11 protein-coding genes are annotated in these 13,891 nt (G+C 66.5%); 8 read left to right on the top strand and 3 right to left on the bottom strand.

All coding sequences use genetic code 11. From position 1 onward, the window contains the following. Positions 1 to 146 precede the first annotated feature (146 nt). Positions 147 to 1,169 (bottom strand): L-threonine 3-dehydrogenase, encoded by a 1,023-nt coding sequence (tdh, locus tag MRBLST15_RS19110; RefSeq protein ID WP_032952044.1) that lies wholly within the window; start codon positions 1,167 to 1,169, stop codon positions 147 to 149. Positions 1,170 to 1,461: 292 nt separating this feature from the next. Between tdh and MRBLST15_RS19115 the strand changes: the two genes are divergently transcribed. Further along, positions 1,462 to 3,624, top strand: coding sequence for a S46 family peptidase (locus tag MRBLST15_RS19115; protein WP_367787397.1), 2,163 nt, complete (start codon positions 1,462 to 1,464; stop codon positions 3,622 to 3,624). A gap of 134 nt (positions 3,625 to 3,758) precedes the next feature. Here the strand turns inward: MRBLST15_RS19115 and MRBLST15_RS19120 are convergent, their stop codons facing one another. After that, positions 3,759 to 4,382: a hypothetical protein gene (locus tag MRBLST15_RS19120; RefSeq protein ID WP_367787399.1), complete on the bottom strand. Its 624-nt coding sequence runs from the start codon at positions 4,380 to 4,382 to the stop codon at positions 3,759 to 3,761. Between the two features lie 226 nt (positions 4,383 to 4,608). Here MRBLST15_RS19120 and MRBLST15_RS19125 point away from each other — a divergent pair, with 226 nt between their 5' ends. The 6 genes from MRBLST15_RS19125 to MRBLST15_RS19150 all read left to right on the top strand — a co-directional run bounded on the left by MRBLST15_RS19125 (position 4,609) and on the right by MRBLST15_RS19150 (position 10,844). Next, complete coding sequence (locus MRBLST15_RS19125; RefSeq protein ID WP_265953454.1) at positions 4,609 to 5,253, top strand: histidine phosphatase family protein; 645 nt, start codon at positions 4,609 to 4,611, stop codon at positions 5,251 to 5,253. Positions 5,254 to 5,295: 42 nt separating this feature from the next. Beyond that, positions 5,296 to 6,567 (top strand): bifunctional tetrahydrofolate synthase/dihydrofolate synthase, encoded by a 1,272-nt coding sequence (gene folC, locus MRBLST15_RS19130; protein WP_367787401.1) that lies wholly within the window; start codon positions 5,296 to 5,298, stop codon positions 6,565 to 6,567. An 81-nt stretch (positions 6,568 to 6,648) separates the two neighbouring features. After that, positions 6,649 to 7,686, top strand: a complete 1,038-nt coding sequence (locus tag MRBLST15_RS19135; RefSeq protein ID WP_265953456.1) for an SPOR domain-containing protein — start codon at positions 6,649 to 6,651, stop codon at positions 7,684 to 7,686. Between the two features lie 46 nt (positions 7,687 to 7,732). Beyond that, on the top strand, positions 7,733 to 8,512 hold the full coding sequence (locus MRBLST15_RS19140) for a CvpA family protein (protein ID WP_265953457.1): 780 nt from the start codon (positions 7,733 to 7,735) through the stop codon (positions 8,510 to 8,512). A 30-nt stretch (positions 8,513 to 8,542) separates the two neighbouring features. After that, complete coding sequence (purF, locus tag MRBLST15_RS19145) at positions 8,543 to 10,009, top strand: amidophosphoribosyltransferase (RefSeq protein WP_025878104.1); 1,467 nt, start codon at positions 8,543 to 8,545, stop codon at positions 10,007 to 10,009. A 10-nt stretch (positions 10,010 to 10,019) separates the two neighbouring features. Next, positions 10,020 to 10,844 carry a ferritin-like domain-containing protein gene (locus MRBLST15_RS19150; protein ID WP_312705682.1) on the top strand — a complete coding sequence of 275 codons (825 nt, stop codon included), beginning with the start codon at positions 10,020 to 10,022 and terminating at the stop codon, positions 10,842 to 10,844. Between the two features lie 69 nt (positions 10,845 to 10,913). Here MRBLST15_RS19150 and MRBLST15_RS19155 read toward each other — a convergent pair whose 3' ends face one another. Next, positions 10,914 to 12,386, bottom strand: coding sequence for a DUF2235 domain-containing protein (locus tag MRBLST15_RS19155; RefSeq protein WP_414716164.1), 1,473 nt, complete (start codon positions 12,384 to 12,386; stop codon positions 10,914 to 10,916). A gap of 220 nt (positions 12,387 to 12,606) precedes the next feature. Here MRBLST15_RS19155 and MRBLST15_RS19160 point away from each other — a divergent pair, with 220 nt between their 5' ends. Further along, positions 12,607 to 13,860 (top strand): zinc-dependent metalloprotease, encoded by a 1,254-nt coding sequence (locus MRBLST15_RS19160; RefSeq protein ID WP_367787406.1) that lies wholly within the window; start codon positions 12,607 to 12,609, stop codon positions 13,858 to 13,860. The last annotated feature ends 31 nt before the right edge of the window (positions 13,861 to 13,891 follow it).

The raw sequence follows: 13,891 nt of genomic DNA on the forward strand, positions 1-13,891 counted from the left end.
AAAGGCGCCCAATGGGCGCCTTTTTCAATTCCTGCCGCGTTCCTGACCCCGGCTGGGTGAGAGCCCCCTTGTTGTTCAAGGGGGCGCGCCGCAGGCGCGGGGATAAGGAAACCTGCGCGGATTCAACGTGGCGAAGCCACGATGAATCAATTCCAGCTGAGCACGACCTTGCCTGCCTTGCCTTCTTCCATCAGGTCGAAGCCCTTCTGGAAGTCGTCGATCGGCAGCTGGTGGGTCATCACCTTGCCGAGCGGGAAGCCGGACAGCACCAGCTGGGTCATCTTGTACCAGGTCTCGTACATCTTGCGGCCGTAGATGCCCTGCACGGTCAGGCCCTTGAAGATGATCTTGTCCCAGTCGCAGCCGGCGCCCTTGGGCATGATGCCGAGCATGGCGATCTTGCCGCCGTGGTACATGCAGTCGAGCATGTCGTTGAACGCGCGCGGGTTGCCGCTCATTTCCAGGCCCACGTCGAAGCCCTCCATGTGCAGTTCCTTCATCACGTCCTTCAGCGACGTGTTGGCAACGTTGACCACGCGGGTCGCGCCCATGTCGGCGGCCAGTTTCAGGCGGAAATCATTGACGTCGGTCACCACCACGTTGCGCGCACCGATGTGCTTGCAGATGCCGGCGGCGATGATGCCGATCGGGCCGGCACCGGTGATCAGCACGTCTTCGCCGATGACGTTGAATTCCAGCGCGCAGTGCGCGGCATTGCCGTACGGGTCGAAGAAGGCGGCCAGTTCGGACGGGATCTGGTCGGGGATCGGCCACAGGTTGCTGGCCGGCATCACCATGTACTCGGCGAACGCGCCATTGACGTTGACGCCGATGCCGACGGTGTTCGGGCACAGGTGCGGACGACCGCCGCGGCAGTTGCGGCAGTGGCCGCAGACGATGTGGCCTTCGGCCGAGACGCGCTGGCCGATCTCGTAGCCGGTCACGCCCGGGCCGATCTCGGCGATGCGGCCGACGAACTCATGGCCGATGGTCAGGCCCGGCTTGATCGTGCGCTGGCTCCATTCGTCCCACAGGTAGATGTGCAGGTCGGTGCCGCAGATCGCGGTCTTTTCCAGCTTGATCAGGACCTGGTTGGGGCCCGGGGTCGGCACCGGAACCTCTTCCATCCAGATGCCCTTGGCCGCTTCGCGCTTGACCAGGGCCTTCATCGTTTGCTGCGCCATCGGGGTGGAACTCATCAGGGGGAAAGCGCGGATTATAGGGCGCCACGCGGATTTCCCATGTTGCGCTGCGGGTGCATTGGTGGAACGAAAGCTGCGCGCAGGCGGGCGTTTCGAACGTTGCCGCTTCGCTCGCCGGGCCATGCCCGGCGGATGCGTGGGTGCCAACCAAGGTTGGCTGCTACCGGGGCATCGGGGCGTCCGGCCCATGACTTCCGGGGTTCGGGGCGGGGCAGGGGGGCGGGCTACAATCGAGGGTTCCACTACCAGGGGCCGCTCCATGCGCTCGAACCTGCTTGCATTCTCCGTCGTCGCCAGCCTTGGGCTGGTCCAGGTCGCCCATGCCGCTGAAGGCATGTGGGTGCCGCAGCAGCTGCCGGAAATCGCCGGCCCGCTGCAGAAGGCCGGCCTCAAGCTGTCCCCGGAACAGCTGGCCAACCTGACCGGCGACCCGATGGGCGCGGTGGTCGCGCTGGGCGGCTGCACCGCCAGCTTCGTCTCCCCGCAGGGCCTGGTGGTCACCAACCACCACTGTGCCTACGGTGCGATCCAGCTGAATTCGACCGCGCAGAAGAACCTGATCAAGGACGGCTTCAACGCGCCCAAGCTCAGCGACGAACTGAGCGCCGGCCCGAACGCCCGCGTTTTCGTGCTCGACCAGATCACCGACGTCACCACCAAGGCCAAGGCCGCCATCGCCGGCGCCGGCAAGGACCCGCTGGCCCGCAGCCGAGCGCTGGATGCCTTCGACAAGGCCCAGGTCGCCGCCTGTGAAGCCGATGCCGGCTTCCGCTGCCGCCTGTACTCGTTCTCCGGCGGCAACACCTACCGCCTGTTCCGCAACCTGGAAATCAAGGACGTGCGCCTGGTCTATGCACCTCCGGGCAGCGTCGGCAAGTTCGGCGGCGACGTCGACAACTGGATGTGGCCGCGCCACACCGGTGATTTCTCGTTCTACCGTGCCTACGTCGGCAAGGACGGCAAGCCGGCGGCGTTCTCGGCCGACAACGTGCCGTACCAGCCCAAGCACTTCCTGAAGTTCGCCGATACGCCGCTGGGCGCCGACGACTTCGTGATGGTGGCCGGCTACCCGGGCCGCACCAACCGTTATGCGCTGGCCGGTGAGTTCAACGAGACCGCCAGCTTTACCTACCCGACCATCGCCAAGCACTACAACGCGGTGCTGAAGATGATCGCCGACGCCGGCAAGGCCGACGCCGACGTCAAGGTGAAGTACGCCGCCACCGCCGCCAGCATGAACAACGTGGCCAAGAACTACCTGGGCCAGCTGGAAGGCTTCAAGCGCATCGACGCCGCTGGCCAGAAGCAGGCCGAAGAAGCCGCCGTGCTGGCGTGGCTGAAGAAGCAGGGCGCTGCCGGCAAGCCGGCGCTGGCCGCACACGCGCAGCTGCTGCAGCACCTGGACACCAGCAAGTCGACACGCGAGCGCGACCTGTTCGTTGGCCAGTTCAACAACACCTCGGCCGTCGGCGCGGCGATCACCCTGTACCGCCTGTCGATCGAGCGCAGCAAGCCCGACGCCGAGCGCGAAGCGGGTTACCAGGACCGCGACCTGACCACCATCGAGGGCAGCCTGAAGCAGATGGATCGCCGCTACGTGGCGAAGATGGACCAGCAGCTGCAGGCCTACTGGCTCGACCAGTACGTGGCCCTGCCGGCCGCGCAGCGCGACAACGAAGTGCTGAACAAGTGGCTCGCCGGCAGCGATGCCACTGCCGTGAAGTCGCTGGTGACCAAGCTGAGCGGCACCGAGCTGGGCAGCCTGGACAACCGCCTGAAGTGGTTCAAGGCCGACCGCGCTGCGTTTGAAGCCAGCAATGATCCGGCCATCCAGTACGCGGTGGCCGTCATGCCGGCGCTGCTGAAGCAGGAAGAGCAGAAGAAGATCCGCGAAGGCGAATCGCTGACTGCCCGTCCGCTGTACCTGCAGGCCGTGGCCGACTACAAGAAGAGCCAGGGCGAGTTCGTCTACCCGGACGCCAACCTGTCGCTGCGCATCACCTTCGGCAACGTCATGGGCTATGGCAAGGACGGCGTGAAGTACACCCCGTTCACCACCCTGGAAGGTGTTGCGGCGAAGGAAACCGGTGAAGATCCGTTCGACTCGCCGAAGGCGCTGTTGGATGCGGTCAAGGCCAAGCGCTATGGCGGCCTGGAAGACAAGCGGATTGGCTCGGTGCCAGTGAACTTCCTGTCCAACCTGGATATCACCGGCGGCAACTCCGGTTCGCCGGTGCTTGATGCCAACGGCAAGCTGGTCGGCCTGGCCTTCGACGGCAACTGGGAATCGGTCAGCTCCAACTGGGTGTTCGGCCCTGTGATGACCCGCATGATCGCCGTCGACAGCCGCTACATGCAGTGGATCATGCAGGAAGTGGCGCCGGCGCCGCAGCTGCTGAAGGAACTGAACCTGGCGAAATAAGCCGGTTGCGGTAGTGCCGGCCGCTGGCCGGCAACGCCTGCAGACACTGCCGGGCGGTGCATCCACGCATGGCGTGGATCTACTGCAATCCTGAAACCCCGCGACGTCTGTCGCGGGGTTTTTTGTCAGCAGCCCTAAGCGGTTTCCCAGGGAACCGGGCGCCCCATTCCCGACACATCGCTGCCCGCTCCGAGCACCCGACAGTGATTCCAGTAGTCATCTTCCGAGCCCTCAAGGCCGTCGAGATGCAGGCGGACGGATGGGAGAGGCCAGCTGTGTTCCATTGCAGCCAGCGCGATCAGCTGTTCGCAAACGTCTTCGTCCGGTGCATCCAATCCGGACAACAAGCGCTCGAACGCTTCATAGAACTCTTCCTCGGGATCGTTCAGGGCGGCAATTTCGTCCATTTCGATTGAAATGAACTCATACGGTGCGTCTTCAATCACCCGCTCGAGCATGTTCACGTACGGAGCAAGATCACCGATACCCTTGAATGCCTGGACGACGCCTGTGCGGCGGCGCCGAAGGGTTTCGAGCACTTTCTGTTTGGGTGCCGAAGGTGCCTGTCCGATCATAACTTCGCCATCGACTTCGAAATCAGCCCGCTGGAAATCCTCGGGTGTGAAAAGCGCCGGCCACAGCAGCGGTATGCAGTAGACATCGTTTGCCAGTGTCTGCACGTCGGAATCGTAGTCGACAGCGAAGCTGGGATAGATGCCCGGCAGGGGGCTGCAGCACAGATAGGAGCGATTGGACATTGATCGGCCCGCAAAGGCTCCAAGCGTGGACGTCGGGTGCCAGCAATACCATCAGATTAGTTGCATATTGCAAAGTGAACGTGGCTGTCCGCTTCGACGTCGTTGGTTGCACTGCATCCCTAGCTGCCCGGCCGGGTCCGCCGAACAGGTATCATCCCGGTTCCGCGTACTTCACAGGATGTGAACGAAACGCGGAAACCTCCTCCCCCAAGGACCCCTTGTTCGCATGCGCATCCTGCTTGCCCGTCACGGCGAAACGCCGTGGAACGCCGAAGGCCGCTACCAGGGCCAGATCGACATCCCGCTTTCGCCCATCGGTGAGGCCCAGGCCCAGGCGCTTGGCGCCCGCTTGGCGTCGGTGGACATCACCCGTGCGGTGGCCTCGCCGCTGTCGCGCGCCCAGCGCACCGCGCAGCTGGCCCTTGGCGCTGAGCGCGCCGACATGCTGCTGACCGAGCCGGAACTGCAGGAGATCGCCCACGGTGAGTGGGAAGGTCTGCTGGCCAGCGAAATCAACGAAAAAGATCCGTCGCGCCTGCAGGCCTGGCGCAATGAGCCGGACACCGTGCTGATGCCGGGCGGCGAGTCGCTGCGCCTGGTGCTGGAGCGCAGCTGGCGCGGCTTGGCCCGTGCCGTTGAAGGCCTTGGCGAACACGACACGCTGCTGGTGGTCGCCCACGACGCGGTCAACCGGGTGATCCTGTGCAAGGTGCTGGGCCTGCCGCTGTCGCGGCTGTGGACCTTCCGCCAGGCACCGACAACCCTCAACCTGCTTGAAGGCCCCGATCTGGACAGCCTGGAAGTGGTGCGCCTGAACGACTGCGCCCACCACACGCCGTTCTTCGGTGAAGCCAAGCACCGCGCACTCTGAATTTCCTGTCCTGAACCACCTGTACCTGTTGGAAGCCTTGCCGTGAAGAACACCCCGACCACTCTGGCCGAATGGCTGGATTACATTGAACGCCAGCACCCGGCCACCATCGACATGGGACTGGAGCGCGTGCGCACCGTGGCCACCGCGATGGGCCTGGGCACGCCGGCCAAGCACACCATCGTGGTCGGTGGTACCAACGGCAAGGGCTCCACCGTTGCCTTCATCGAAGCCATCGCGCGCGCTGCGGGCTGGAAGGTCGGTGCGTACACCTCACCGCACCTGCTGCGCTACAACGAGCGCGTGCGCATCGATGGCCAGGATGCCGATGACGCCGCACTGGTCGCTGCGTTCAACGTAGTCGAGGCCGCGCGCGGTGATGTGACGCTGACCTATTTCGAATACGGAACGCTGGCTGCGCTGCAGTTGTTCGCCGATGCCGATCTCGATCTGGCCGTGCTGGAAGTCGGTCTTGGCGGCCGTTTGGATGCGGTCAACATCGTCGACGCCGACGTGTCGGTGATCACCACCGTGGACATCGATCACGCCGAATGGCTGGGCGAGGACCGCGAGGCCATCGGTGCCGAGAAGGCCGGCATCATCCGCGGCTGGAAGCCGGTGATCCTGGGCGAGACCGATCCGCCGTCGAGCGTGCTGGCGCGCGCCTACCTGGTGGGTGCCAACGCGATCCGCGGTGGCAGCGACTATTTCTACGAACCGATCGACGCGCAGCGTTGGCGCTGGCGCGATGTCGGCACCCGCCTGGAGCTGCCGACCCCGGCGCTGGCCGGGCCGATCCAGCTGGCCAACGCCGGTGCGGCGATCGCGGCGCTGCGTGCACTGGACAAGACGGTGCCGCGCGCGGCATGGGCCGCAGGCGTGGCAGCGGCGCGCATCGCCGGGCGGCTGCAGGCGTTCGAGCGCGACGGCGTGCAGGTCCGCGTCGATGTCGGCCACAACCCGCAGGCGGCCGGCCAGCTGGCGCGTGCGCTGAAGGCAGAGGCCACCCCCGGGCGCACCCTGGCGGTGTACGCCGCGCTGCAGGACAAGGATGCCGTGGGCGTGGTGCAGGCCCTGCAGGACGTGGTGGGTGACTGGACCTTGGCCGGCCTGGATGGCCCGCGTGGGCAGAGCGCGGCGCAACTGCAGGCGCGCCTGGCCGATACCGCCGCGGCCACTGCGGCGCTGGCCGACACGGTCGAGCAGGCGCTGGCGCAGGTGCTGGCCCGTGCCGAACGTGGCGACCGGGTACTGGTGTTCGGTTCCTTCCATACCGCCGCCGCTGCGCTGCAATGGCTGCAGGCCCACGCCTGACTGCCGTTCAGCCATTACCGACGCCGTCCGGTCGCGCACCCGTATAATCGACCGCAACGTCCAGCCTGCCGCCTGCCCTACGTGGATACGCCCCTGAAACAGCGTCTGATTGGTGCCATCGTCCTGGTGGCCTTGGCCGTCATCTTCCTGCCGATGCTCGTCAAGGGCCCGGCCCCGGACAGCGGCGTGGCCAATGTGCCGATTGCCGCGCCCGATGCGCCGGCCGATGGCCAGTTCGAAACCCGTGAACTGCCGTTGGTCGCACCTGCCGGTGGTGCCACCGGCCTGCAGAGCGGCCAGGCCCGTCCGGTCGAGGAGGCCGCCGCACCGGCTGCACCGCCGACCGTGGACACTTCACCGGCAGTCGCCGCCGGCAACTACGCGGTGACCTTCGGCGCCTACGGCAGCCAGGCCGATGCCGATGCGGTGGTCGCCTACCTGAAGCGCTCGCAGCTGCCGGGCTTCATCGAGACCGCATCGATCAACGGTCGCCCGGCCTGGCGCGTGCGCGTTGGACCGTATGCCGATCGTGCGCAGGCCGAAGCGGGCCGGCTGCAGGCGGTGAAGGTCCGTGCCGACGTGAAGGCAGAAGTCATCACCCTCGACGCGAAGCCGTCGACCAGCGCACCGGTGGCCAGCACGCCGGCGCCCGCGCCGAGCGCCAGTACCCCTGTCGCGGCGTCTACGCCGTCGGCGACCGGCAACCCGGTGCGCAGTGAAAGCCTGCCGCCGAGCACGCCGACCGCAGCAACAGCGCCGGTCACCAAGCCGGAACCGGCCAAGCCGGTGGTCAAGCCGGAACCGAAGCCCGAGCCCAAGCCGGAAGCGACCGCCAGCAAGCCGACTACTCCGCCGACTACGCCGGCCGCGCCGGCTGCCAGCGGAGTAGGTTTTGCAGTGCAGCTCGGTGCATTCGGCCAAGCCAACGACGCCAACGCCTTGCGCGACAAGGTCCGCGCGGCAGGCTTCAGCGCCTTCGTCGAGCAGGTGCGCACCGAAAAGGGCAGCCTGCACCGGGTCCGCGTCGGGCCGGTGGCCAACCGCGCAGATGCAGAACAATTGAAGGCGCAGGTCGCCGCCAAGGTCGGCGTGGCCGGCATGGTGCGCCCGCACCCATGACCTGTACGCAGCCCCGTTGCCAGCGCCGCCGAAGGAGCGGGGCGCCATGATCGACGTGGTGCTGCTGATCGTGATCGCCGCCTCCACCCTGCTCGGGTTGCTGCGCGGCTTCGTTGGCATCGTCATCGGCACCGTTTCGTGGCTGGTGGCCGCCTGGGCGGCCTTCGCCTTCGGCAACGACGCTGCACGCTGGTGGGCAGCACCGGCCGCGCCCGGCGGCGAGCATTTCATCGGCGGCTACCTCAGCGTGGGCATCGGCGTGATGATCGTCGTCGCCGTGATCGGCATGGTCATCAAGGCCATCGTCCACCGCAACATGCTGGGCAGCCTGGACCGCCTGCTGGGCGGCGTCCTCGGCGCTGTTCGTGGGGGCCTCATCGCGGCCGTGCTGCTGCTGCTGGCCGGCTTCACCCCGCTCACCGCTGAACCCTCCTGGCGTGGCTCGGCGCTGCGGCCGGTACTGAACCCGGCCGTGGCCTGGATGAACAGCAAGCTGCCGCATTGGCAGGTGCCGGGGGCCGACCTGCTGCCCAAGGCCTTGCCGATGGACGCGCTGTCCCCATCTGCGTTGATGGAGCTGGGCAAGAGCGCCGGCGCCGGAGTGGGCAAGCCGGGGGCGACAGGCGATAATGGCGTACTCGGTCAGATAGTGGCGGGCAGCGGATGGCTGCGGCCTGCGAAGGCGGAACAGGGCGAGGCACATGATCCGGCCGAAGTGCGCCCGGACGCCCCAGCACTACCGGGCAGCATCGAGCCGGACGACCCGGCCAATGTCGACCGCAGACGCGGCGACAACTCTGGCCAGGTACGGCCACCTTCCTTGTAACTGGGCACAGCCCAGCGGAGACCTCGCATCATGTGTGGCATCGTCGGAATCGTCGGCAACCAGAACGTCGCCGGGCAGTTGTATGACGGCTTGACCGTCCTCCAGCATCGCGGCCAGGACGCGGCGGGCATCGCCACCGTCAACGGCAGCCGCCTGCGGGTGCAGAAGGCCACCGGCCTGGTCCGCGATGTCTTCGATGCACGCACCATGTCCACCCTGGAAGGCAGCGTCGGTATCGCCCATGTGCGTTACCCGACCGCCGGTTCGGAAGGCATGGACGAGGCGCAGCCGTTCTACGTCAATTCGCCGTACGGCATCGCGCTGGCCCACAACGGCAACCTGATCAACACCGAGGACCTGCGCCAGCAGGTGTTCGAGCAGGACCGCCGCAACGTCAATACTGATTCGGACAGCGAAGTGCTGTTGAACGTGTTCGCCTACGAACTGGAGCAGCAGCGCCAGCTCAGCCCGGAAGCGGCCATCCGTGCGGTGGCCGGCGTGCACCGTCGCTGCAAGGGCGGCTATGCGGTGGTCAGCGTGGTGCTCGGCCTGGGCCTGGTCGCTTTCCGCGATCCGCACGGCATCCGCCCGCTGGTGCTGGGCAAGCGCAGCCACGCCGAGGGCGACGAGTACATCGTGGCCTCCGAGTCGGCCGCGCTGGACGTGCTGGGCTTCCAGCGCGTGCGTGACGTGCAGCCGGGCGAAGCGCTGGTGATCACCGCGCGCGGCGAACTGTTCTCGGAAATCTGTGCCGAGCCGGCCGAACACACCCCGTGCATCTTCGAGTACGTGTACTTCGCACGCCCCGATTCGATGATCGACAACGTGTCGGTGCACAAGGCGCGCATGCGCATGGGCATCAAGCTGGGCGAGAAGATCCTGCGCCTGCGCCCGGACCACGACATCGACACCATCATCCCGATCCCGGACACCTCGCGCGATGCTGCGCTGGAGATCTCCAACGTGCTCGGGGTGAAGTACCGCGAAGGCTTCATCAAGAACCGTTACATCGGCCGCACGTTCATCATGCCGGGCCAGGGCGAACGGGTGAAGTCGGTGCGCCGCAAGCTCAACCCGATCCACCTGGAATTCCGCAACCGCGTGGTGCTGCTGGTGGACGACTCGATCGTGCGCGGCACCACCAGCCAGCAGATCGTGCAGATGGCGCGTGACGCCGGCGCACGCAAGGTCTACCTGGCCAGCGCCGCGCCGCCGGTGCGTTACCCCAACATCTACGGCATCGACATGCCGGCCGCTGAAGAACTGGTCGCACACAACCGCAGCATCGAGGAAATCGAAGCGCACCTGGGCTGCGACTGGCTGATCTACCAGGACATCGAAGACATGGAAGCGGCGGTGAGCGAAGGCAATCCGGCGCTGCGCAACTTCGATTCGTCGTGCTTCAACGGGCATTACCCGACGGGCATCGAGCCGGGTTACTTCGAGCGCATACAGCAGCTGCGTTCGGACGACGCCAAGCACAAGCGCCGCGCCTGAGGTCCAGGTGGTGATCGATGTGCCTGACGTCGGCGGCAATCTGCTGCGCGCCGCGCAGCAGTGCCTGGCCGAAGCCGATCCTCTGCGCAAGGTCGCTCTGACCCAGGCCTACGCCGCCGCATTCCGCGCCGGCCGGTTGCACGTACCGGCCGAGGCGCCGATGGCCGATCCGATCCGCATGCCGGGTCGGCCGCCGCAGCTGCTGATGGTGCATCCACGAGAAGTACCCCGACGCGGCCTGGGCGGGGTCGAGGGGCGCGCGGCGTTCATCCATGCCATTGCCCATATCGAGCTCAATGCGATCGACCTGGCCTGGGACGCGGTGTACCGCTTCCGCGGTCTGCCGGCGGCGTTCCATGCCGACTGGGTGAGCTGCGCCGACGACGAATCGCGCCACTTCATGCTGCTGCGCGAGCGCCTGCTGGCACACAGCCATGAGTACGCCGATTTTCCTGCGCACAACGGCCTGTGGGAAATGTGCGAGAAGACCGCGCACGATGGCCTCGCGCGCATGGCGCTGGTGCCGCGCGTGCTGGAAGCGCGTGGGCTGGACGTGACCCCGGGCATGATCGACAAGCTGCGCAACGTCGGCGACGGTGAAACCGCCGATGTGCTGGAAGTGATCCTGCGCGAGGAGGTTGCACACGTTGCGGCCGGATCGCGCTGGTTCCGTTGGTACTGCGAGCGTGCTGGCGTCGAACCGCGCGCGCGGTTCAAGCAACTGCTGGTCGAATATGCCGGTGGCTACCTGCACGGGCCGTTCAACATGGAAGCGCGCCTGCTGGCGGGGTTCGATGCGGATGAGCTCGCCAATCTGATCGAACAGGCGGGTTGACCGGCGTCGGCCGATCCACATCCACGCCATGCGCGCTTGCAGTAGATCCACGCCATGCGTGGACGCCGTTCACCCGTTCGGCAACACCACGCGCCTGCCATCCACCGTCGGCCGGTTGATGTAGAACAACCCCGGCCCAGGCCGATACGGCAGCTCGCTGACACCAGCATCGGCGGTGTAGGTCAGGGCGGTATCGCCCAGCGCATCGAAATTCCAGTGTGCGGACTGCATCAGGTAACGGCGGCGCAGCAGCGCTTCCTGCGTCGGCGTCAGCGGCTGGCCGGCGATCAGGCGGCGCGCGATCGGCTGCAGCGCGCTGGGCAGCTCCCAACCCGCCACCGCGGCGGCATCGGCGGTCCAGGTCACGCCGGCATCGACGGCGTGCTTCTGCATCACCTGCAGCGCAACCAGCTGATAGCGCCAGTCGATGGGCCGGTGCAGCACCACCGCAGCGGTGGCGTACAGCACCGGCGACATCAGCACGCTGCGGCTGCCCGCGCGTCGTTGCTGCTGCCACTGGTGCCAGACATCGACCCACACTTCCTTCGGGCTCAGCCCCAGCTGCTGCCGCCAGCGTTCGGCGTCAGCCTGTGCCTCAGCATAGGCGGTCGTCGCCTGCAGCAGGGCCAGTGGCGGCGTCTGGTAGTCCTCCACGCTGGGCCGGCGCAGCAGCTGCCGTCGCGGCCGGCTGAGCAGCTTGGGCCCTTCTTCCACCTGGTCGTAGCCACCGCCGATGTTGGCGTGCACGCCGGGCAGTGCGATTTCAGGATGGGCCGGTGCCACCGTGGTCAGCGCATAGTGCTGGCGATGCTCGTCGCGCGCGCTGAGCTGCAACACGGCCTCGGCGATGCCTGCGGGCAGGGCGATGCGGGGATGCTCGTCGGTGCGGCCACCGTTGACGGCGACCACCGTGTCGAACAGACCGATGAAGCGCAGTGTCGGCCGCGGCAGGGCGAAGTCGGCGCTGCACGAAAGCCCGGCCTGCTGCAGCAGCTGCCGCCAGCGCGCGGCATCCCACCCGCGCAGGTGGTTGGCCACATCGCGCGCGGAGGCCGCGCCCCGCGAATAGCCGAACAGATCCAGCTGCACGCTGTGCAGCGGCGCGCGCCACTGCGACGCAAGTGCCGACAGTGCCGCCGGCAGCAGCACCTGCAACGCACGCTGCACCTTCGCCTGCACGCCACTGGCGCCAATCCCGAAAGCCAGACCGATCAGGTCGTCCTCGGCGTTGTCGCGGGTGCCGACACCTTCAACATAGATCGCCAGCGAAGGTGCGCTGCCTGGTGTGCGCCGGCTGTCCGGATACAGCTGGTGCAGGCGCGCGATGTTGGTGGCGCCGTTGTCGTAGCTGCTGGTCAGCCGGCTCTGGTAGGTCGAATCGTCATCGGCGCGGAGCAGGGCGGGGCGCGGTCGCGGCACCTGCCGGTGACCCTGCGCCAGGTTGTGCGCGTTGTTGCGGGTGCCGTCGAAGAACAGGCCGATCCGCAGCAGGCCCGGATCAGCCGTCGTGTCACTGCCGTGCTGCGCTGCCGCCATGTGCATCCCCTGTCGTGGCCACGTCACGGTAGCGCGAAAACCGTGTGTTGGCGAAGTGTACTGACGCTTTTGACCTGGCTGAACGTAGATGCGGTCGATCACAGATCGCGATTTCCATTCCCCTGATCTATTGAATTCACACGCCCTGCGCAGGCCTGATGGCCGAACCCGGCACCCCGGGTCGTGCTGCATCAACGCTGTCTACTTCACTCCAAGGAGCGACAAGATGATGTCCAGATCGATAGGTAAAGCGACAGGTGGTCTGTTGTTGGGATTGTCGGTAGCGGCGGCCGCGAGTGCGGCGCCGTTGTTCGAGCCGGTCACCGTGCTCAGTCGTGCATCGGCCACCAACGAGCCGGCACTAGGGCGGTTGCTGGCCACCCCGTCCACCGCCGCCGTGCAGGAAGTGCGTGTCGATGCCGCCGCCACCGCGCAGCCGCAGCTGGAATTCGAGCTGCTCGGGCAGAAGGTGCAGGCTGTGCGCAGCAAGGTCGAGGCACTGCCGGATGGTGGCAGCGTCTGGTATGGCCAGCTGCGCTCGCCCTCCGATCGCCTGCAGGCGGCCACGTCCAATGGACAGGACGATCCGGGCAACTCGCTGATCCTGGTGCGCTCGGGCAACACCCTCACCGGTTCGATCCGCAAGGACGGCAAACTGTATCGCCTGCGTCCGCTCGGCAATCGCCACGTGCTGGTCGAGGTGGATGAATCGCGGATGCCGGCGGACCATCCGGCCGATTACAACCAGTTGCCGAAGATCGCCATGCCGGCCAATGATCGCCTCGGCACCGCGCAGGCCTCGTCGGGAAGTCCGGCGACCATCCGCGTGCTGGTGGTAGCGACCAACGCTGCAGTGACCGCCTACGGTGGCAACATGCAGTCGCTGGTGCAGTTGGCCGTTGCCGAATCCAACCAGGGGTATACCAACAGCAACGTGGGCCTGACCCTGCAGCTGGCCGGTTATGAAACCACCAGCTACACCGAGTCCGGTAATTTCACCACCGACCTGTCGCGCTTCCGTGGCACCAGCGACGGCTACATGGACAGCATCCACACCAGCCGCAACAGCACCGCCGCCGACGTTGGCGTACTGCTGATCAACAACACCAGCTACTGCGGACTGGCCTCGGGCATCGGTTCCACCGCATCGACCGCGTTTGCCGCGGTGTACTGGGATTGCGCCACGGGCTACTACTCGTTCGCCCATGAAATCGGCCACCTGCAGAGCGCACGGCACGATATCGCCAGTGATCCGAGCACGTCACCGTATGCCTATGGCCATGGCTATCGTTATGAGCCGGCCAGCGGATCGCGCTGGCGCACGATCATGGCCTATGACTGCTCGGCCGGCTGCCCGCGGCTGAACTACTGGTCCAATCCGAACATCAGCTACAACGGCGTGCCGATGGGCATCGCCAGCAGTGCCGACAACCAGCGCGTGCTGGTCAACACCAAGGCCACCATCGCGGCCTTCCGCTGAGGCCAAACGCCGATCAAGGTCGGCGTCTACC

The organism is Stenotrophomonas sp. LST15-1-1.1 (genome assembly GCF_040815575.1).
GTDB classification, from domain to species: Bacteria; Pseudomonadota; Gammaproteobacteria; order Xanthomonadales; family Xanthomonadaceae; genus Stenotrophomonas; species Stenotrophomonas lactitubi_B.